Source organism: Acinetobacter sp. NEB 394 (genome assembly GCF_013374795.1).
GTDB lineage: Bacteria > Pseudomonadota > Gammaproteobacteria > Pseudomonadales > Moraxellaceae > Acinetobacter > Acinetobacter johnsonii.
The window spans coordinates 158298-180442 of the sequence record NZ_CP055277.1 but is presented as its reverse complement, the minus strand read 5'-3'; the positions used below and the strand labels follow the sequence as shown (position 1 = coordinate 180442).

The following is a 22145-nucleotide window of genomic DNA, read 5'->3' as shown; positions in this document are numbered from 1 at the left end:
TTTAATCATGAAAACACTTAAATTACGCATAAAAGACAAACATTACAAGGTACTAGACCAACTCGCATTGGAAGTAAATTTTGTTTGGAATTATGTGAATGATTTAGGATTTAAACATCTAAAAAGAAAAGGTGAATTTCTTTCAGCTTACGATATTGCTAAATACACGAAAGGCACATCTAAAGAATGCAATCTGCATAGTCAAACTGTTCAAGCGATAACAGAAGAATTGGTTACTCGAAGAAAGCAGTTTAAAAAAGCAAAGCTAAAATGGCGGGTGAGTAATAAGAAGTCTGCAAGACGTTCTTTGGGTTGGATACCGTTCAAAAAGGTTGCAATCAAATATGCTGATGGCTACGTGCAGTATGGCAAGCATCAATTCAAGCTATGGGATAGCTATGGACTATCAAAATACAACGTCAAAACAGGCTCATTTGTAGAAGACAGTCGTGGACGTTGGTATGTTTGTTTAGTTGTTGATAAGACAAAACAAGTTAAATCAAAGGGTAATACCTCAATCGGTATAGATTTGGGCTTAAAAGACCTTGCAACCTGTTCAGATGGCGTAAAGCTCAAAGCCCCTCAAATCTATCGGCAATACGAACAAAAACTTGGCATTGCTCAACGTGCTAGAAATAAAAAGCGTGTTAAAGCGATTCATGCCAAGATTAGAAACATACGTCAAAATACGCTACATCAATTCAGTCATAAATTGGTGAATAAACATGCAGCCATCTTCGTTGGTAATGTGAATGCAAAGGCATTAGCACGGACTAAACTAGCGAAGTCTGTATTAGATGCAAGTTGGACAACACTTAGAACCATGCTCAAGTATAAATGCGAGAACGCAAGTGTATGGTATAAAGAAGTCAATGAAGCCTATACTACCCAAACTTGTTCGAGCTGTGGCTCACGCTGTAGTAGTCCGAAAGGTAGAACGGGACTTGGAATAAGAGAATGGCAGTGCATGGAATGCGGTACATTCCATGATAGGGATATAAATTCCGCACTGAATATTCTTGCGCTCGGACATGAGCGTCTAGCAGTAGGAATCCCCGTCCTTTAGGTCGCGGAGGATGTCAAACTGAACGATTAATATACCGAAATCTAATAACATCTGAATGCTGTGAGTAAAGAAATGTTAAAGAAGAGTTTAGTTGCAGTGGCGGCTACATGTATGAGTATGGCGGTCATGGCAAATAACACGATTGTTGAAATGAAAACATCAATGGGCAACATCGAAATTGAACTGTTTAATGATAAAGCACCTATCTCAGCAAAAAACTTTGAAGACTATACGAAAGCTAAGTTTTATAACGGCACGATCTTTCATCGCGTCATTCCGGGTTTCATGGTACAAGGCGGGGGTATGACTGCGGACCTTGTAGAAAAGCCAACTCGACCAGCCATTCAAAATGAATCAAGCAATGGTCTATCTAATAAACGTGGCACTTTGGCGATGGCACGAACCAACCTACCGCATTCTGCAACCAGTCAGTTCTTTATTAATGTGGTGGATAATAACTTTCTAGATAGAAGTACCAATAACGCAGGTTATGCGGTTTTTGGTCAGGTCACTAAAGGTATGGATGTGGTGGATAAGATCACTAAAGTACCGACAGGACGTGCAGGGCCACATCAAGATGTACCGAAACAACCTGTTAAAATTCTCAGTGTGAATATTAAAGCAGCAGCAGTGCAAAAGTAATGAAAAAAGAGAGCAGAAATATTAAATTTATATTTCTGCTTTAAAATTATTAGGTTAGGTGTGTGACTGCATGTTTTTGAACCTTTTTAGTGCATAAAAATACAACACCCGATAAAACAACCAGTTAAAAGCACTTGCAAAGCTTTAGAAATCCTCTAGAATGCACCCCATACCGACGAGATAGACGGAAACGAACGAAGCACGAAGTGCTGAGTTGTTAAGTATATTGAGTCCAGCTTCTAGCACTGACGAGGTGTTAGAAAGATCATTAAGAGATTATGAAGAACAACTTGTGTGGATTTTTACTGATTGATCGATCGAAAATATTTCATTGATTGATGGTAGAAATTACTCGAAGTTTATTTGAGAAATATTTGTCAGAAAATTGATGAGCCAAGATTTGTAGCCATAAGCTACTAATGATTTTTAACTGAAGAGTTTGATCATGGCTCAGATTGAACGCTGGCGGCAGGCTTAACACATGCAAGTCGAGCGGGCGAGGTTGCTTCGGTAACTGAGCTAGCGGCGGACGGGTGAGTAATGCTTAGGAATCTGCCTATTAGTGGGGGACAACATTCCGAAAGGAATGCTAATACCGCATACGTCCTACGGGAGAAAGCAGGGGACCTTCGGGCCTTGCGCTAATAGATGAGCCTAAGTCAGATTAGCTAGTTGGTGGGGTAAAGGCCTACCAAGGCGACGATCTGTAGCGGGTCTGAGAGGATGATCCGCCACACTGGGACTGAGACACGGCCCAGACTCCTACGGGAGGCAGCAGTGGGGAATATTGGACAATGGGCGCAAGCCTGATCCAGCCATGCCGCGTGTGTGAAGAAGGCCTTTTGGTTGTAAAGCACTTTAAGCGAGGAGGAGGCTACTTGGATTAATACTCTAGGATAGTGGACGTTACTCGCAGAATAAGCACCGGCTAACTCTGTGCCAGCAGCCGCGGTAATACAGAGGGTGCGAGCGTTAATCGGATTTACTGGGCGTAAAGCGTGCGTAGGCGGCTTTTTAAGTCGGATGTGAAATCCCTGAGCTTAACTTAGGAATTGCATTCGATACTGGGAAGCTAGAGTATGGGAGAGGATGGTAGAATTCCAGGTGTAGCGGTGAAATGCGTAGAGATCTGGAGGAATACCGATGGCGAAGGCAGCCATCTGGCCTAATACTGACGCTGAGGTACGAAAGCATGGGGAGCAAACAGGATTAGATACCCTGGTAGTCCATGCCGTAAACGATGTCTACTAGCCGTTGGGGCCTTTGAGGCTTTAGTGGCGCAGCTAACGCGATAAGTAGACCGCCTGGGGAGTACGGTCGCAAGACTAAAACTCAAATGAATTGACGGGGGCCCGCACAAGCGGTGGAGCATGTGGTTTAATTCGATGCAACGCGAAGAACCTTACCTGGTCTTGACATAGTAAGAACTTTCCAGAGATGGATTGGTGCCTTCGGGAACTTACATACAGGTGCTGCATGGCTGTCGTCAGCTCGTGTCGTGAGATGTTGGGTTAAGTCCCGCAACGAGCGCAACCCTTTTCCTTATTTGCCAGCGGGTTAAGCCGGGAACTTTAAGGATACTGCCAGTGACAAACTGGAGGAAGGCGGGGACGACGTCAAGTCATCATGGCCCTTACGACCAGGGCTACACACGTGCTACAATGGTCGGTACAAAGGGTTGCTACCTAGCGATAGGATGCTAATCTCAAAAAGCCGATCGTAGTCCGGATTGGAGTCTGCAACTCGACTCCATGAAGTCGGAATCGCTAGTAATCGCGGATCAGAATGCCGCGGTGAATACGTTCCCGGGCCTTGTACACACCGCCCGTCACACCATGGGAATTTGTTGCACCAGAAGTAGGTAGTCTAACCGCAAGGAGGACGCTTACCACGGTGTGGCCGATGACTGGGGTGAAGTCGTAACAAGGTAGCCGTAGGGGAACCTGCGGCTGGATCACCTCCTTAACGAAAGATTGACGATTGGTAAGAATCCACAACAAGTTGTTCTTCATGACGATGTATCTGAGGGTCTGTAGCTCAGTTGGTTAGAGCACACGCTTGATAAGCGTGGGGTCACAAGTTCAAGTCTTGTCAGACCCACCAAATCTGACTAACAAGCATTGTTAAATGCTGAATACAGAAAACAGAAACATTGACTTATTGATAAGCTGGGGACTTAGCTTAGTTGGTAGAGCGCCTGCTTTGCACGCAGGAGGTCAGGAGTTCGACTCTCCTAGTCTCCACCATATATTGTTCTTCAATATATAAGCTAAGTGGTTAGATTATAGAAATTAGTAAGAAGTAGACCTTGGTTTACATTTTATTAACTTCTGTGATTTATCACAGTTTCCTGACCTGACGAAGGCTGGAAAAATCATTAACAGAATATATTTGAGTTGAAATAATTTGTTCATACTCGTTTTTAAGATCGACATTAACAGTGATTTATTACTGATTGATGAAGGTTGAAGAAATGAGTTACTAGCGAAATTAACTGAATCAAGCGTTTTGGTATGTGAATTGAATTGAAGCTGTACAGTGTTTAAGTACACAGAGCAACAAACTGTAAGGAAGTGATGAGAAATCATCATAGACTGTCTTAATCCTACTTGTAGGGATTAACGACTGTTTGGGGTTGTATAGTCAAGTAATTAAGTGCATGTGGTGGATGCCTTGGCAGTCAGAGGCGATGAAAGACGTAATAGCCTGCGATAAGCTCCGGGGAGGCGGCAAATATCCTGTGATTCGGAGATTTCTGAATGGGGAAACCCACCTGTCATAAGGCAGGTATCGTATGATGAATACATAGTCATACGAGGCGAACGAGGGGAAGTGAAACATCTCAGTACCCTTAGGAAAAGAAATCAATTGAGATTCCCTCAGTAGCGGCGAGCGAACGGGGAAAAGCCCATTAAGTCATATAAGTTCTAGTGGAATGCTCTGGGAAGTGCAACCATAGTGGGTGATAGTCCTGTACACGAAAGGGCTTATATGATGATGTCGAGTAGGGCGGGGCACGTGAAACCTTGTCTGAATATGGGGGGACCATCCTCCAAGGCTAAATACTCCTGACTGACCGATAGTGAACCAGTACCGTGAGGGAAAGGCGAAAAGAACCCCTGTGAGGGGAGTGAAATAGATCCTGAAACCGCATGCATACAAGCAGTGGGAGCCGACTTGTTCGGTGACTGCGTACCTTTTGTATAATGGGTCAGCGACTTACATTCAGTAGCAAGGTTAACCGCATAGGGGAGCCGTAGAGAAATCGAGTCTTAATAGGGCGTTTAGTTGCTGGGTGTAGACCCGAAACCGGGTGATCTATCCATGAGCAGGTTGAAGGTTGGGTAACACTAACTGGAGGACCGAACCCACTGTCGTTGAAAAGCCAGGGGATGACTTGTGGATAGGGGTGAAAGGCTAATCAAACTCGGTGATAGCTGGTTCTCCCCGAAAGCTATTTAGGTAGCGCCTCGGACGAATACCATTGGGGGTAGAGCACTGTTTCGGCTAGGGGGTCATCCCGACTTACCAAACCGATGCAAACTCCGAATACCAATGAGTACTATCCGGGAGACAGACTGCGGGTGCTAACGTCCGTAGTCAAGAGGAAAACAATCCAGACCGCCAGCTAAGGCCCCAAAATTATAGTTAAGTGGGAAACGATGTGGGAAGGCATAGACAGCTAGGAGGTTGGCTTAGAAGCAGCCACCCTTTAAAGAAAGCGTAATAGCTCACTAGTCGAGTCGGCCTGCGCGGAAGATGTAACGGGGCTAAAACTATATGCCGAAGCTGCGGATTTGCAATTTATTGCAAGTGGTAGGGGAGCGTTCTGTAAGCCGATGAAGGTGTATTGAGAAGTATGCTGGAGGTATCAGAAGTGCGAATGCTGACGTGAGTAACGACAATGCGAGTGAAAAACTCGCACGCTGAAAGACCAAGGGTTCCAGTCCAACGTTAATCGGGGCTGGGTGAGTCGACCCCTAAGGCGAGGCCGAGAGGCGTAGTCGATGGGAAATTGGTTAATATTCCAATACTTCTATGTAATGCGATGAGAGGACGGAGAAGGTTAAGTCAGCCTGGCGTTGGTTGTCCAGGTGGAAGGTTGTAGGCATGTATCTTAGGCAAATCCGGGGTACTGTATGCTGAGAACTGATAGCAAGCTGTACTTGTACAGTGAAGTGGCTGATACCATGCTTCCAGGAAAAGTCTCTAAGCTTCAGTTACATAGGAATCGTACCCGAAACCGACACAGGTGGTCAGGTCGAGTAGACCAAAGCGCTTGAGAGAACTCTGCTGAAGGAACTAGGCAAAATGGTACCGTAACTTCGGGAGAAGGTACGCTGCCGACGGTGATAGGATTTACTCCTTGAGCTATTGGCAGCCACAGAAACCAGGCCCCTGCAACTGTTTATTAAAAACATAGCACTCTGCAAACACGAAAGTGGACGTATAGGGTGTGATGCCTGCCCGGTGCTGGAAGGTTAATTGATGGGGTTAGCGTAAGCGAAGCTCTTGATCGAAGCCCCAGTAAACGGCGGCCGTAACTATAACGGTCCTAAGGTAGCGAAATTCCTTGTCGGGTAAGTTCCGACCTGCACGAATGGCATAATGATGGGGGCGCTGTCTCCAGCAGAGACTCAGTGAAATCGAATTCGCCGTGAAGATGCGGTGTACCCGCGGCTAGACGGAAAGACCCCGTGAACCTTTACTGCAGCTTGACATTGAACTTTGATCTTACTTGTGTAGGATAGGTGGGAGGCTTTGAAACCGAGACGCTAGTTTCGGTGGAGCCAATCTTGAAATACCACCCTGGTAATATTGAGGTTCTAACTCTGTCCCGTTATCCGGGACGAGGACCATGTCTGGTGGGTAGTTTGACTGGGGCGGTCTCCTCCTAAAGAGTAACGGAGGAGTACGAAGGTGCGCTCAGCGTGGTCGGAAATCACGCGTAGAGTATAAAGGCAAAAGCGCGCTTAACTGCGAGACCCACAAGTCGAGCAGGTACGAAAGTAGGTCTTAGTGATCCGGTGGTTCTGTATGGAAGGGCCATCGCTCAACGGATAAAAGGTACTCTGGGGATAACAGGCTGATACCGCCCAAGAGTTCATATCGACGGCGGTGTTTGGCACCTCGATGTCGGCTCATCTCATCCTGGGGCTGAAGCAGGTCCCAAGGGTATGGCTGTTCGCCATTTAAAGAGGTACGCGAGCTGGGTTTAGAACGTCGTGAGACAGTTCGGTCCCTATCTACCGTGGGCGTTGGAAATTTGAGAGGATCTGCTCCTAGTACGAGAGGACCAGAGTGGACGAACCTCTGGTGTACCGGTTGTGACGCCAGTCGCATCGCCGGGTAGCTATGTTCGGAAGGGATAACCGCTGAAAGCATCTAAGCGGGAAGCCTACCTCAAGATAAGATTTCCCCGAGACTTTATGTCTCCTAAAGAGCCGTTGAAGACTACGACGTTGATAGGTTGGATGTGGAAGCATAGTGATATGTGAAGCTGACCAATACTAATTGCTCGTGAGGCTTGACTATACAACACCCAAACAGTTGGTGTTGTGGTTCAAATCACTGCAAACAACTTGATTTAGTTATAAAGCTAGATAAAATATCCAACTCAAATATACCTGTTAATAACTCATTTGATGAAAGTTAGGCACGAAGAGCACTGCTCTGAGGTTAGACCCAACGAATAGTCATAAACAGTTGTGCTGGCGACAATAGCAAGAGTGAACCACCTGATCCCTTCCCGAACTCAGAAGTGAAACCTCTTAGCGCTGATGGTAGTGTGGAGTTATCCATGTGAGAGTAAGTCATCGCCAGCTCATTCATTCAAATCCCCCTCCGCTTAATGCAGAGGGGGATTTTTTTATGCAAGGAAGGTTAAATAATAAAAATAAAGAATTATTAAGTGGAAAAGAAGAGAATTAGAGCGGAGAGTACACGCTAAATTATACAAAAATACATTTATATAAATTAAAATTATGTGAAACATCTATTATTTATCAAAGAATTTGATGTAGTGCAAATTATTTTTCGTCATTTTTATACAACTTTAGTCTAGTTTTTCCAAAAAAAGCTGTTTCAATTGTTTTATTTATAGACAAAAACTGAATTATGATTCATTTTATGTAAAAGTGAATTTGGATTCACTTTTTATAATAAAGCTCACAATTGGAGGTGAGGGAAAAATGACAGCGACAACAATGAATGTAAATGCTGTAATCGATCAGGCTAAGTTTAAGCCTTTTCATTTAACGGTTGTTTTGTGGTGCTTATTCGTCGTCTTGTTTGATGGTTATGATTTAGCAATTAACGGTGTTGCTTTACCGCTTTTAATGAAAGAGTGGGGTATGACGGCTGTTCAAGCGGGAATGCTAGCCAGTACTGCCCTAGCAGGCATGATGTTTGGTGCAATGCTATTTGGGATGCTGGCCGATAAAATTGGTCGTAAGAAAGTCATTATTATCTGTGTTACGTTGTTCAGTGGGTTCACTTTTGCGGGCGGCTTTGCTTCAAACCCGACTGAATTTGGTATTTTACGCTTTATCGCGGGTCTTGGAATTGGTGGTGTGTTACCGAACTTGGTCGCTTTAACTTCGGAATATGCGCCGCAGAAGTTTCGTAGCACCTTGGTGACCGCGATGTTTAGTGGCTATGCAATGGGTGGGATTATGGCAGCACTACTAGGTGTTGCGTTTACGCCAACCTTTGGCTGGAAGATCATGTTTTTCATTGCGGGTATTCCATTACTGTTTATTCCTATTTTATGGAAATTCTTACCTGAATCAGTCACTTTTTTAGTGAAAGACCAGCAAACAGAAAAGGCACGCAGCATTATTCAACGTCTGGTACCTGAAGAGACTGTAACTTCAGATACTGTTCTAGTGCTGAATGAAGCAAAAGTCCCTGATGCATCTGTCGCTGCCTTGTTTAAAAATGGCCGTGGTATGGGTACAGTTTTATTTTGGTGCTGCTTCTTCATGTGCTTATTGATGGTTTATGCCCTAGGAAGCTGGTTACCAAAACTGATGATGGCTGCGGGTTATTCGATGGGCAGCAGTTTAATGTTCCTCCTTTCCTTGAACATTGGTGCGGTGATTGGCACTGCTGGTGGTGGTGTGCTTGCGGATCGTTTCCACTTGAAACCTGTCATTATTAGCATGTTGACTGTCGGGGCATTTGCATTGGTGGGTTTAGGCTTTAATTCACCACAACCTGTAATTTATTTATTGGTTGCACTTGCAGGAGCTGCTTCAATCGGTTGTAGTATTTTACTATATAGCTATGTGGCGCAATATTATCCATTGGCTGTTCGTTCAACTGGGTTGGGTTGGGCATCAGGAATTGGCCGTGTGGGTGCAATCGTGGGTCCAATTTTCATTGGTGTATTGTTGGGCATGGAATTACCACATAAGTTGAATTTTATTGCTGTGGCGATTCCTGCGGTACTTGCTGCGATAGCGGTTTCTTTTATCCGTTTAAATAGTGCTGAAGAAGCAGTTAAAACTCAGGTGAAAGTTTCAAGTTCAATCAAAGCATCTTCTTAGTTAAATCTTAAATAAATAAAAGGCTCTCGTTGTGAGGGCCTTTATTTTTTTCAAAATAGATGTACCGTTGGGTGATATTTGGTCGTGTTTGAAGGAGAGTGCTATGCTAAAGGTAGCATTAAATAGGGCAGCACAATAACAATGATTAAGCAGCAGAAAAAACTCGAACCTGAGCAAATTAAACATTTATTCAATACCTTAGAACAACGGTTTCAACAACATACTGAACGTCATATGCAAATTAGTTGGGCATTTGTCCGAGAACAACTTTTGCAGTCTCCTGAAAAACTATATGCGTTACAACAAATGGAAATAAGTGGTGGTGAGCCCGATGTCGTAGCTTTACCGAATACACAAGATGTGTATTTTTTTGATTGTTCAATTGAGTCCCCAAAAGGGCGACGGAGCATGTGTTATGACCGAGAGGCACTATTGAGTCGTAAAGACCATCCGCCTGAAAATACAGTGCTAGATTGGGTACAGGCTTATGACTTAAGCTTAATGACGGAACAACAGTATTATGCTTTACAGCAGATTTTTAATTTCGACTTGAAAACATCCAGTTGGGTTGAAACTCCAGCTGAATTACGTCAGCAAGGCGGGGCAATTTTTTGTGATCAGCGCTATGGTCGTACGTTTACCTATCATAATAGCGCTGCTTCGTACTAAGCGAGTCGAGGATTTCGGACTTATATTCAGCTTTAACTGTGGAATAGAGATAAAAAGAAACCCCGACATCCTGTCGAGGTTTCTTTGTATTTCAGTGTTTAGATACAACTCCTGTCATATCTCACATCCTGATGCTCAAACTGATTATTGTTGTTTTAAGTTTGGGGAACGTCCTGTTTCCTGATGATTTAAATATACATGGCGGTGGTTGTTGTTCATACAGCATTTTAACCACGCTATTTGTAAGCCTAAGCTGACAAAAGTGAATGGCTTATATAATTTTTGCTTAGTGCTTTAGATCAGCATCTTTTAAATAGTCTGATGAATGCTGGATTGATCGAGTGAAACTGATGATGTTCTACGAAATGACTGGCTTTGATGGTTCTCTTTTAAATATAGAGCATCACTGGTATAGCGCGGTTGTAAATAGACTGTGCTGTAAATACAGAACAATATTAAAAAGCTGTATTCATGCATGTGATGTTCATCAGAAATATGGCCAATGTCCTCTGAAGGAGTGAATATTTGAATAAAAATGTGAAAAGTAATGTTTTTATGCAGGGTATTGATAGCTTTAGCGTCCTTTAGATTGATTTTTTCAGTAGGTTGAGTATAGATGCAGGATCTTCAAAGTTTATGCAGGAAAATAGGTGTAATAAATCATTCCAAAAAGTTTGTTAATTTATAACTAATTTTGTACAATAAATAAGCTGATTAATTGAACGGTTGAATCAGCACACATTATAAAAATGGAATATTTGAAGCAGAAATTACAGAATATTTTTATAAAAGTGAGTATTGTTGAACCATATAAAAGGGAAGTTTAATCGACACACTTTAACCAAGGTTTTGTGAAAACTCCTCTGTTTGTCATTTAGAACCTTGCACCCAAAAGGTCGAAGCTAAATCAAACACTCAAGATTAATATTAAATGGTTCTTTTTTGTTGCGAGATAACCAAATAAAAAGCAATTAAAAGGGACCTAGGTTTAGGTGTTTTATGTCAGGAACTCGTGAAAACTGGACATCACGATCTGGTTTTATTATTGCAGCTGTAGGTTCGGCTGTAGGTTTAGGTAATATTTGGCGTTTCCCTTATGTTGCTTATGAAAATGGTGGCGGTGCCTTTCTTATTCCTTATTTATTGGCGTTAATTACCGCTGGTTTACCTCTGTTATTTTTAGATTATGCAACGGGACACCGTAGTTCGGGGTCACCACCTAAAGCCTATCGGGCTTTGTTTAAAGGCGGTGAAACGCTGGGTTGGTGGCAAGTCTGTGTGTGTATCATCATTGGTTTGTACTATGCCAGCGTACTGACGTGGGCGGGAAGCTATGTTTACTTCTCGATTGGTCAGACTTGGGGCAGTGACCCTGAAAGTTTCTTCTTTAATACCTACTTACAAACTTCGAAAGCAACAGGTTTCGATTTACAGTTTGTAAGCCATTTATTTTGGCCAATCGTGGGAATTTGGGCACTGACCTTAATTATCCTCTTTGGTGGAGTTAAAAAAGGTGTTGAATTATCGAATAAAATTTTCATGCCTTTATTGTTCGTTTTATTTACCATTTTAGTGGTGCAATCACTTCGTTTACCCGGTGCCGCAGAAGGCTTAAATGCATTCTTTACACCAAACTGGTCTGCGATGATGGACTATAAAGTGTGGTTGGCGGCGTATGGTCATACCTTCTTCTCGCTTTCTGTGGGTTTCGGGATCATGGTGACTTATGCATCTTACTTAAAGCCAAAGACCAATTTGACAGGCTCAGGTTTAATCGTTGGTTTTGCCAATGCTTCAACTGAAATCTTGGCGGGTATTGGTATTTTTGCTGCATTGGGCTTTATGGCGCATGCCGCAGGCAAAGAAGTTCAAGATGTGGTGAGTGGTGGTATCGGTTTGGCATTTATTGCTTTCCCGAAAATCATTTCAAGCCTTGGAGCAGGTGCTGATTTATTCGGTCTATTGTTCTTCTCATCATTATTTGTTGCAGGTATTTCTTCCATGGTCAGTATCTTGGAAGTGCCGATTGCAGCGATGCAGGATAAGTTAAAATGGAGCCGTAAAAAAGCAGTTACCATTATCGGTGGTGGTAGTGCACTGGTTTCAGTGATCTTATTCTCAAGTGTGAACGCGATTAAACTGGTGGATATCGTGGATCACTTTATCAATAACATTGGCATTGTGGGTGGCGCACTTGTTTCTATTCTTTGTATTACTTGGTTTAAGCGTTCAGCATTGATTGAGTTGCGTGATCACGTAAACCGTATTTCCACAATTCAACTCGGTAAGGGTTGGGCATTTACCTTGACCGTGATTACTTCACTCGTGTTATTAACGACGTTGAGTATGACGTTATTTAATTTGGTGAAAAATGGTTACGATACCTATAGCATGAGTCTGCAAGGGCTATTTGGTTGGGGCAGTGTGATTTTCTGTGCTGTCGTCGCAATCGTACTCAGCAAAGTTAAAGATCGCTAGGAGAAAAAAATGAATACTTCAGCAATCATAATGATGGTGATTTCAATGTTGTTTGTTTGGGGAGGACTCGTATTGTCTATTCTCCACTTGATGAAAAATCCAGAAGAGCTCGATGATGTTCTTGAAGAAGTGAAAGACCAGCATACGTTGTAATACTGGATGAGAAAGGCAATTCATTGATTTGATTTGTGATCAGTGAATGATAAAAAAACCGAGTGAATGTCGCTCGGTTTTTTTATGGGTTTTTAACAGGCCTAAGTAAGAATTAGACGGCTTTGAGATAGTGTAAACACTGATCTAATGGTTTGTACTGGGAGTCAATTCATTAATCGTAGATTAAGTTAACTGTCGCAATACTTTTCACAACTCCAGGTGTTACGGGAACAGTCTCGGCATAGTAGGACGCCTTTAAGGCTTTAGACACAATTTTTGAGCTCTTCAGTGTTCCAAATGGCTTTGTTGCACAAACCTATCTGTAAAGGGTTTTTCAGCGATATAATTTTCAAATGAAGAAGCTTACACACAAAATCTACCGCACAACCAATTGGCCCGCATATAACCGAGCACTCATGAGTCGCGGAAATATTGCCATTTGGTTTGATCCTGCTACGCAATGGTATGCGCCATCAAAAGGCAAACAAGGGCGAAATCAAACCTACTCCGACGCGGCCATCCAATGCTGCTTAATGATTAAATCCTTATTCCGTCTGTCTTTACGTATGGTCACTGGCTTTGTGCAAAGTCTGATTAAACTTTGCGGATTAAATTGGATAGCTCCAGATTACACCACGCTTTGTAGAAGACAAAAGCATATTGATATTGTAATCAGCTACCAAAAAAGTAGCGATGGGCTGCATCTACTCATGGACTCTACAGGCATGAAGTTTCTAGGTGAGGGCGAATGGAAATGCAAGAAACATGGACCTGAATATCGTCGCCAATGGCGTAAACTTCATATTGGTATAGATGCTAAAACCCTACAAATACGAGCAGTTCAGCTTACAACCAATAATGTCAGTGATTCACAGGTGCTTGGTGATTTACTTAATCAGATTCCACAAGATGAGCAGATTAACTCTGTTTATACCGATGGAGCTTATGACACCAAGCAATGCCGTCAGGTCATTGCAGATCGGCAAGGGCATGCGGTGATTCCACCTAGAAAAAATGCGAAACCATGGAAAGATACAAAGAGTAGCTCGCTAGAGCGAAATGAATTACTTCGAACAATTAAACGTTTAGGCAGGACACTATGGAAAAAATGGTCAGGCTATCATCGGCGAAGTTTGGTTGAAACTAAGATGCATTGCATCAAATTATTAGGAGATAAACTCAGTGCAAGGAGTTTTGATAGCCAAGTGAATGAGATCCATGCACGTGTAGCAGTCCTTAACAGATTTACGGAATTAGGTCGACCACTTACCCAAGTTACGCCTTAAATTTGGCTCAATTAGGGGCGCTTTGCATTTCAAATCTTTGTGCAACAAAGCCGAAAATTTGGACCCATACCAGTTCTCGATTAAAAAAGGAGCCTTTCAGCTCCTTTAATTTTTAAATCTTTTCAATGCGACAATAATAAAAACCATCGCCACGCCCTACTTGTGGGAGTAGTTGGCGACCATGAATCTGCTCAATACCCCAATCGGCATCAATTTTAATTTCTTTCGCATCCGTATGTTCAGCAAAGAAGTCGACCATTTGCTGTTCATTTTCGGCTTTCAAAATCGAGCAGGTGATGTATAGCAATGTGCCGCCGACTTTAAGTTGTTGCCACATATTTTCAAGAATTTGCTTTTGGAGCTGTACTGTTTTGGCAATATCCCCTGACTGACGCAGTAAACGAATATCGGGATGGCGCCGAATCACCCCAATGGCAGAACAGGGTGCATCGAGGACGATACAATCTGCAAGCTCAGGCGATGTCCATTTCACAGCATCGGCAGTGATAATTTCCACAGGCTCTTCGCTTAAAGCCAAACGTTCTAAGTTTTCAGAGACACGTTTTAAGCGTTTTTCATCTTGGTCGAGTGCAATCAGTTTTTTTGGTTGATACATCTCTAAAATATGCGCTGTCTTGCCGCCAGGTGCTGCACAGGCATCAATTACAAATTTGCCATTTAAGTCTGGCAACAAGGTTGCACAGAGTTGCGCATGTTCATCTTGTACTGAAAAACCACCTACTTCAAAACCTGGTAGGCTTGGGATATGCAGACTGTTATCCAGCACAATGCCGACATTTGAAAGTTCACAGGCGTGTGCTTCAATGCCTTCATCTTCTAAAATTTCAAGATATTCGTCACGGCTGACTTGTAAGGTGTTCACTCTTAAGGTTAAGGGCGCAACTTGTTTAAGCTCGTAGCTAATTTCAGCCAGTTGCTCGCCCCAGTCCTTTTTCAAACGTTTGGATAACCAACTAGGCAGATTCGAGGCTTGTTCTAGAACATCGTAGAACTGTTCCGTTTCACGTGTTGCACGGCGCAAAATAGCATTCACCACACCACTTAAGCTTTCCATCCCCAATTGTTTAGCTGCTTCTACCGTTTCAGAAATCGCGGCATGCGCTGCAACGCGGGTACACAGCAATTGGTATAGACCCACATATAAACAGGTTTCAACGACTTGGTTTTCCAGTGGCTTAGTCAACAACGGTAAAGTCACTTGTTTAAGCGCATGCCATTGGCGTAAACAGCCAAGAACTAATTCATGGTACAAGGCACGGTCTTTGTCAGACACAATCGCCATGTGTTGCTGAAGCACCGATGCCAGTGATTGACCATTTTGGACAGCCAATAACGTTTTAACAACCTGAGCACGTAAGTTTAGGGTCTTACCTGAGGCGTGGGGAGATTGTTTCATTATAAAATTTGTCCAATATTCAGTTTTTGGGTTTGTAAAATTTGTACGGCATTTAGGGGTTTACCCCCCGGCCATTGCAGAGAGCTTAAACACACGGCTTGTTCATCGCCACAAGCCACATGAACACCGTGTTTATCAATGGCTAAAATGGTGCCTGCAGCTTGAGCTTGGGCATTTTCTTGAGACAACATCGAACCCCAAACGCGCAGATTATTGCTTTCATCCAGTGCGATAAATGCGACAGGCCATGGGTTAAATGCGCGAATATTACGGTCGATTTGCACCGCTGTTGAAGACCAATCAATTTGCGCTTCAGCCTTAGAGAGTTTGTGTGCATAGACTGTCAGAGCTTCATCTTGCACTTCGCAGTTGTCTAAATAGTGCTGCAATGTGCTTTCAGAGGCTAAAACTTTGACCGTCGCCTCGGCCCCTTGTCGTGCCAATTTGTCATGCAAACTTGCAGAGGTATCTGTAGCTTCAATTAGGCAGTAGGTTTTATACATCATATCGCCCGTATCCAAGCCTGCGGCCATTTTCATAATGGTGACCCCAGTTTCGGTATCTCCAGTAGAAATTGCGCGTTGAATAGGCGCTGCACCCCGCCAGCGTGGCAACAGCGAACCGTGAATGTTCAAACAGCCATATTTAGGCGTATCCAAAACCACTTGCGGCAAGATCAGGCCATAAGCAGCCACCACCATGACATCTGCATTTAAGGCTTTGAGTTCAGCTTGAGCAGCTAACCCTTCTTCAGTTGAGGACTTAAAATGCAGCGGTTGATGCACAGGAATATCATGTGCTAAAGCCAACTGCTTCACGGCCGAAGCGGTAAGTTTCTGCCCACGACCTGCTTTACGGTCAGGTTGCGTATAGACGGCTACAATTTCATGTTCTGTTTTTAGCAGCGCGTCTAATGCCACAGCCGCGAATTCGGGCGTGCCTGCAAAGATGATTTTCAAGAAATACTCGGAAAAAAGGAGAAGATTAAAACAATTATAGCAAAACTCGAGCAGCTACAGATTTATCCTGCATAAAAAGCCGATAGAGTAGTTCTAACTAGATGATGTGCGAGAGTTTTATTCAAAAAATAGCGCAAGGATCCTTGATAGAGTATCGCTCAAAATTTGTATTTCATATAAATAAAACTCATGCAAAATTTAAAAATTATTCATAGAAGTTTTGTATTGCAAGGCGATTGAACGCGTTATAGTAGTTTCCATATGCAATTGAATGTCAGCTCATCGGTTAAAATGTAGCGCGCAAACGTACTGCCTTCGATAATTTAGGTCGAGATGCCTAAAAACGAGATTTACGCAGAATGCGAATATGCTATGTTTAAATTTTTGACAGTTTGACACTCTCAGAACTCAGATTTTAGCCAGAGTGAATGTGGACATTCATCTCAAGCACAACTATGTTGGAAAAGTACAATGCCTGACTATCGTTCAAAAACATCAACACACGGAAGAAATATGGCGGGTGCGCGTGGCTTATGGCGCGCAACGGGGATGAAAGATGAAGACTTCGGTAAGCCGATTATTGCGGTAGTCAACTCATTCACTCAATTTGTACCGGGTCACGTCCATTTAAAAGACTTAGGTCAACTTGTGGCTCGTCAAATTGAGGCGGCAGGCGGCGTAGCTAAAGAATTTAATACCATTGCAGTGGATGATGGGATCGCGATGGGACACGATGGCATGCTGTATTCATTGCCTTCACGTGACTTGATTGCGGACTCAGTGGAATACATGGTCAATGCGCACTGTGCTGATGCGATGGTGTGTATTTCAAACTGTGACAAAATCACTCCGGGCATGTTGATGGCGTCTATGCGCTTGAATATTCCTGTGGTGTTCGTCTCTGGTGGGCCGATGGAAGCGGGTAAAGTGAAAATCCGTGGTAATGAACATGCGATTGACCTTGTCGATGCCATGATCGTCGCAGCAGATGACAGCTTCACTGATGAAGAAGTGGCTGAATACGAACGTTCAGCTTGTCCAACCTGTGGTTCATGTTCAGGCATGTTTACTGCAAACTCAATGAACTGTTTAACCGAAGCTTTGGGGCTATCGCTTCCGGGCAATGGTTCAACCTTAGCGACCCATGCGAATCGTAAAAAACTATTTGAGCGTGCGGGTCAGTTGATCGTTGAAATTACCAAACGTCATTACGAACAAAACGATTACAGCATTCTTCCACGTTCTATCGCGACCAAAGCAGCCTTTGAAAATGCCATGACCCTTGATATTTCAATGGGGGGGTCAACCAATACCGTTTTACACTTGTTGGCAGCGGCGCATGAAGCAGAAGTTGACTTTACCATGACCGACATTGACCGTTTGTCACGTAAAGTGCCTGTGCTGTGTAAAGTTGCCCCTGCAAAGCAAGATGTGCACATGGAAGATGTGCACCGTGCGGGTGGTATCATGTCGATCTTGGGTGAATTAGACCGTGCAGGCTTGTTAGATACGTCTGTGCCGACCGTGCATGAGAAAACCTTAAAAGACGCTTTGGACAAGTGGGACATCATCCGTACTGAAGATGAAGACGTTTATCAATTCTTTCGTTCAGCACCGGGCGGTGTACCAACGCAAACCGCATTTTCACAAGACCGTTATTATTCACGATTGGATGGTGACCGTGACAATGGCGTGATTCGTAATGCTGCGCATGCCTTCTCTCAAGATGGTGGTTTGGCTGTCCTGTACGGCAACATCGCCCTCGAAGGCTGTATTGTAAAAACTGCGGGTGTAGATGATTCCATCTTGAAATTCAACGGCACGGCACGTGTGTTTGAAAGCCAAGATGCTGCGGTAGAAGCGATTCTAGGCGGAAAAATTACTGCTGGCGATGTGGTGGTGATTCGTTACGAAGGTCCGCGTGGTGGTCCAGGTATGCAAGAAATGTTGTATCCAACCAGTTACTTAAAATCGAAAGGTTTAGGTAAAGATTGTGCTTTGTTAACGGATGGTCGTTTCTCGGGCGGTTCATCGGGTCTATCTATTGGTCACGTTTCGCCTGAAGCGGCTGAAGGTGGTGCGATTGGTTTGGTGGAAGATGGTGACCGTATCGAAATCGATATTCCAAACCGTAGCATTCACTTAGCCGTGGATGAAGCAACCATGGCTGCGCGCCGTGAAGTGCAAGAAGCCAAAGGCTGGCAACCTGCTGAACAACGTTCGCGTAAAGTTTCTAAAGCCTTAAAAGCCTATGCGATGCATACTACCAGTGCATCTAAAGGTGCGGTACGTGAAATTTAAGCTGTAGTCTTTGACTGATTAAAAAAGCACTCCATTTGGGGTGCTTTTTATTTAAAAGTCATTGGTTCAGCACAATGGAGTCTTAAATAGGTTTCTCAAATTGCAGTTGATAACCTTCGGTTCGACCTACTTTTGTTTCGGCAAAAGTAGGCAAAACCATTGATCGTCCGCAAAACCTGTTTATTTTCTGCATCTAAAAGAATGCCTTGAAAAAAACCGCCCATTGAATCGGCAATTACTTCGTCTTGCACTGCAAATAAAAGCAATGCTTTTATTCTTGCTCAGGTTGCGGACGACGTTTCCGTGTATCAGACAACCTGATGGATTCAAGATCAATATGTTAAGACCGTGAAGAGCTTGATGGGGATTGACTCAAAAGTCTCATTGTACTTTCATGTCTAGCCTGCTTTCTATACAATAAAAACAGAAAAAATTGCCAAGACTGTAGAGCAATACGCCGCCATCGCTAAGGACAAATACAATGAGTAAAGACAATATCCGCGAACATTCAGCTCCTGTTTATGAAGGCATCGAAAATGCACCCGCACGTTCCATGATGCGTGCCACAGGCTTTAAAGATTCCGACTTTACTCGTCCCTTTGTCGGTATTGCTTCGACGTGGGCCAATGTCACGCCGTGTAATATGCATATTAATGAACTGGCACGTGAGGCTGAGAAAGGGGTCAATCAAGCCGGCGGAAAAGGCATTATTTTTAATACCATCACCATCTCAGATGGTATTTCTAACGGCACCGAAGGCATGAAGTATTCATTGCTGAGCCGTGAAATTATTGCCGATTCGATAGAAGCCGTGGTGGGCTGTCAGGCCTATGATGGGGTGATTGCCATTGGTGGCTGTGACAAAAATATGCCAGGTTGCATCATGGGCTTGGCCCGTTTAAACCGTCCGGGTTTGTTTGTTTATGGCGGAACCATTAAGCCAGGTGCAGGGCATACCGACATGATTTCTGTGTTTGAAGCGGTGGGGCAGCATGCCAAAGGTGAAATCAGTGCCATTCAAGTCAAACAGATTGAAGAAGTGGCGTTGCCGGGGCCGGGTTCATGTGGTGGCATGTACACTGCAAACTCGATGGCTTCTGCGATTGAAGCCTTGGGTATGAGTTTGCCGGGCTCTTCTGCACAAGAAGCAGTTTCGGATGACAAGCTGATCGACTGCCAAAAAGCAGGTGAAGCGGTGATGAATTTGCTGCGCTTAGACCTGAAACCACGCGATATCATGACCAAAGCCGCATTTGAAAACTCAATTAAAGTGCTGATTGCCTTGGGTGGTTCAACGAATGGCGTGCTGCACTTACTGGCGATGGCACATACCGCTGGCGTTGAACTGAGTTTGGATGATTTTGTCCGTATTGGGCAAGATATTCCCGTGGTGGCAGATGTGCGTCCATCTGGCAAATATTTGATGTCTGAGTTGATCGCGATCGGGGGCATTCAACCGCTGATGAAGCGAATGCTTGATGCTGGCATGCTCGATGGTTCATGTTTAACGGTCACTGGAAAGACCTTGGCGGAAAATTTGGCTGAAGTTGAAGACTATCCAGAAGGTCAGCAGATTATTTTACCGTTCGACGCGCCAATTAAAAAAGACTCTCACTTAGTGGTGCTCAAGGGTAATCTTTCTCCAACAGGTGCTGTGGCTAAAATTACCGGCAAAGAAGGCCTGTACTTTGAAGGGCCCGCACGTGTCTTTGAAGGTGAAATCGGCGCGATGCGTGGCATTTTAGATGGCGAAGTTCAAGCGGGTGAAGTGGTGGTGATTCGTGGTGAAGGGCCTAAAGGTGGACCGGGCATGCCTGAAATGCTGAAACCGACCTCAGCGATAATTGGTAAAGGACTCGGTAAATCTGTGGCGCTGATCACCGATGGTCGTTTCTCTGGTGGCAGTCATGGTTTTGTCATTGGTCACGTGACCCCAGAAGCCTATGAAGGTGGGCCAATTGGTTTAGTGCAAAATGGCGATAAAATCTCGATTAATGCAGAAACCCGCGAAATGACGTGGCATGTTTCTGCAGAAGAGATCGCAGCGCGTCAAGCCGCGTGGGTGAAACCACAGCCGAATTATCGTTATGGGGCTTTGGCCAAGTTTGCAAAACTGACCACAGGTGCGGAAAAAGGCGCGGTAACTGATCTAAATTTAGATGTCTAATTGATCATTTTGCTGTGAATTGATATAAACCCTTGTAGTACTTTCAAGGGTTTAATTTAGAGGCTTTGCTCATGTCACTGTTGCGTCGATGGTTCGATCCGATTCGATCGCGTTGGTTTTACCAAAAACCGATTCGTCAAACGGTCGTATCTACAGAACAAGGCTTGAGTATTCATTTACGCCTCGACGATGTATATAGCTATTTAGCGGTTCAGCAGTTACCACAAATTGAAGAAATTTTAGCGGACGAACTGAAGCCATTGAAGGTGGTCATTTCTAGTCAAGCTGCTGAACCCCCGAACCAAATGTCGGCTTTGGAGTGGCAAACTTATTGTTTAAATGATGCTAAAATTCTGTCGCGTCAGCACCGTTTTAGCTTTCACGACACGCCAGAACAACCCAGTCCAGAGGCATTGAGCCAAGCAGAAACCATTTTGCGGCATACGCCGCTGCGTGGGCAGGACTTTTTGTATTTGCTTGAAGATGTATTTCACATGCTGTGGCAAAAACAAGAAGGTAAGCTGCGCACCTTGTATGCGATGGCCAGCCGTCATCATCAAGAGCAACATTTTCCAGAACGTATTTTTAATGATGATGCGGTACTGGCTAGTTACTTCCAGCTCGGTGACCGTCAGTATCATGCCGTCGATGATCTGCTGCGTTTAACGCGCCGTTTAAAACAACAAAAATTATTTACCGATAACCCCATTTTTTTGATCAATCATATTGATTGGCGTGAGCATTTGATTAGTGATGCTGAAGAGTTAAATGAAATTCAGGCGCTCGATCCAGAGTTAGACCTATACGTTGCGCTGGAAGATCCAATTTCATGGTTGTTATTGGCTTATATTAAAGAAGAACTGGCCGATTATTATAATATTCAGCTCAATGTCTACCCGCTCAGTTATCACGGTCGAGACGGGTTTGATTGGAGTTTGGCAACGCGTTTATCCAAACGGACAGAAATCAAATTCACACCGTTTTGCCGTCCGACGCAAGCAGCCACTTTGGCGATGGCACAGTTATTTTATAGCGTGCCTGAAGAGCAGCGCATTGATGCCATGTATCGGATTTTGAAAGCCGTTTGGACCCAAGGCAAAGATTTATCCTTTAAATCGCATTTTGATCAACTGATGCAAGAATTGGAAATTGCAGCATTGATCACCGAAGATGTGGAAGCCAAGCTTCAAGAAAATGACATGCTCTGTGAAATGAAGTCCCAGCCTGATTTCCCTGTGATTGAACTGCGTGTGGATGGGCAAAGCTATGTCTTTAATAGTCTGTATCGCGTCTGGATGATTGAAAGTATTTTCAGTAATGTGCTGGAAGATCAATATAAAACCGACCCTGTGGATGAAAGCGAAGGCTGAGTTTTGTATACCTCTTATTGATCAAAACAGTCCAATGACACATGAAACCTAAAGCCGATGGTGTTTTTAGGCTGAGTCATTGAAGTG

At 43.9% G+C, this 22145-nt stretch carries 12 protein-coding genes, 2 tRNA genes and 3 rRNA genes; 15 read left to right on the top strand and 2 right to left on the bottom strand.

Annotated elements, in window-relative coordinates:
* Nucleotides 1-7: 7 nt before the first annotated feature.
* From HUK62_RS00815 to HUK62_RS00760, 12 genes are all read left to right on the top strand, one after another.
* Nucleotides 8-1066: an RNA-guided endonuclease TnpB family protein gene (locus HUK62_RS00815; RefSeq protein ID WP_058951462.1), complete on the top strand. Its 1059-nt coding sequence runs from the start codon at nucleotides 8-10 to the stop codon at nucleotides 1064-1066.
* Nucleotides 1067-1138: 72 nt separating this feature from the next.
* Entirely contained in the window at nucleotides 1139-1708 is a 570-nt protein-coding gene (locus HUK62_RS00810) for a peptidylprolyl isomerase (RefSeq protein WP_005402030.1), read from the top strand.
* 427 nt (nucleotides 1709-2135) lie between these two features.
* Nucleotides 2136-3673, top strand: a 16S ribosomal RNA gene (locus HUK62_RS00805).
* A gap of 61 nt (nucleotides 3674-3734) precedes the next feature.
* Nucleotides 3735-3811 (top strand) — tRNA-Ile (locus tag HUK62_RS00800).
* Between the two features lie 67 nt (nucleotides 3812-3878).
* Nucleotides 3879-3954, top strand: a tRNA-Ala gene (locus HUK62_RS00795).
* A gap of 395 nt (nucleotides 3955-4349) precedes the next feature.
* Nucleotides 4350-7243, top strand: a 23S ribosomal RNA gene (locus tag HUK62_RS00790).
* A 175-nt stretch (nucleotides 7244-7418) separates the two neighbouring features.
* Nucleotides 7419-7533, top strand: a 5S ribosomal RNA gene (rrf, locus tag HUK62_RS00785).
* The 16S, 23S and 5S rRNA genes sit together here with 2 tRNA genes alongside, the layout of an rRNA operon.
* Nucleotides 7534-7899: 366 nt before the next feature.
* On the top strand, nucleotides 7900-9258 hold the full coding sequence (locus HUK62_RS00780) for an MFS transporter (RefSeq protein WP_176536833.1): 1359 nt from the start codon (nucleotides 7900-7902) through the stop codon (nucleotides 9256-9258).
* Nucleotides 9259-9399: 141 nt separating this feature from the next.
* On the top strand, nucleotides 9400-9927 hold the full coding sequence (locus tag HUK62_RS00775; RefSeq protein WP_218015305.1) for a DUF4256 domain-containing protein: 528 nt from the start codon (nucleotides 9400-9402) through the stop codon (nucleotides 9925-9927).
* Between the two features lie 999 nt (nucleotides 9928-10926).
* Nucleotides 10927-12405: a sodium-dependent transporter gene (locus HUK62_RS00770; RefSeq protein WP_004691884.1), complete on the top strand. Its 1479-nt coding sequence runs from the start codon at nucleotides 10927-10929 to the stop codon at nucleotides 12403-12405.
* Between the two features lie 9 nt (nucleotides 12406-12414).
* The gene (locus HUK62_RS00765) at nucleotides 12415-12558 is read left to right on the top strand and encodes a methionine/alanine import family NSS transporter small subunit (RefSeq protein ID WP_005401426.1); all 144 of its coding nucleotides are present in this window, start codon (nucleotides 12415-12417) and stop codon (nucleotides 12556-12558) included.
* 353 nt (nucleotides 12559-12911) lie between these two features.
* Nucleotides 12912-13844, top strand: a complete 933-nt coding sequence (locus HUK62_RS00760) for an IS5 family transposase (RefSeq protein ID WP_176536832.1) — start codon at nucleotides 12912-12914, stop codon at nucleotides 13842-13844.
* Nucleotides 13845-13956: 112 nt separating this feature from the next.
* On the opposite strand, the gene rsmB is transcribed toward HUK62_RS00760, so the two are convergent.
* Nucleotides 13957-15261: a 16S rRNA (cytosine(967)-C(5))-methyltransferase RsmB gene (rsmB, locus tag HUK62_RS00755; RefSeq protein ID WP_176536831.1), complete on the bottom strand. Its 1305-nt coding sequence runs from the start codon at nucleotides 15259-15261 to the stop codon at nucleotides 13957-13959.
* Nucleotides 15261-16220 carry a methionyl-tRNA formyltransferase gene (gene fmt, locus HUK62_RS00750; RefSeq protein ID WP_176536830.1) on the bottom strand — a complete coding sequence of 320 codons (960 nt, stop codon included), beginning with the start codon at nucleotides 16218-16220 and terminating at the stop codon, nucleotides 15261-15263. The genes rsmB and fmt overlap by 1 nt, the downstream gene beginning before the upstream one ends.
* A gap of 471 nt (nucleotides 16221-16691) precedes the next feature.
* On the opposite strand from fmt, the gene ilvD (HUK62_RS00745) reads away from it, so the two are divergent.
* The 3 genes from ilvD (HUK62_RS00745) (at nucleotide 16692) to HUK62_RS00735 (ending at nucleotide 22058) form a co-directional block, all read left to right on the top strand.
* Complete coding sequence (gene ilvD / locus HUK62_RS00745; RefSeq protein ID WP_176536829.1) at nucleotides 16692-18521, top strand: dihydroxy-acid dehydratase; 1830 nt, start codon at nucleotides 16692-16694, stop codon at nucleotides 18519-18521.
* 481 nt (nucleotides 18522-19002) lie between these two features.
* Nucleotides 19003-20688: a dihydroxy-acid dehydratase gene (gene ilvD, locus HUK62_RS00740; protein WP_176536828.1), complete on the top strand. Its 1686-nt coding sequence runs from the start codon at nucleotides 19003-19005 to the stop codon at nucleotides 20686-20688.
* Nucleotides 20689-20759: 71 nt separating this feature from the next.
* Nucleotides 20760-22058 carry a hypothetical protein gene (locus tag HUK62_RS00735; RefSeq protein WP_176536827.1) on the top strand — a complete coding sequence of 433 codons (1299 nt, stop codon included), beginning with the start codon at nucleotides 20760-20762 and terminating at the stop codon, nucleotides 22056-22058.
* Nucleotides 22059-22145 lie beyond the last annotated feature (87 nt).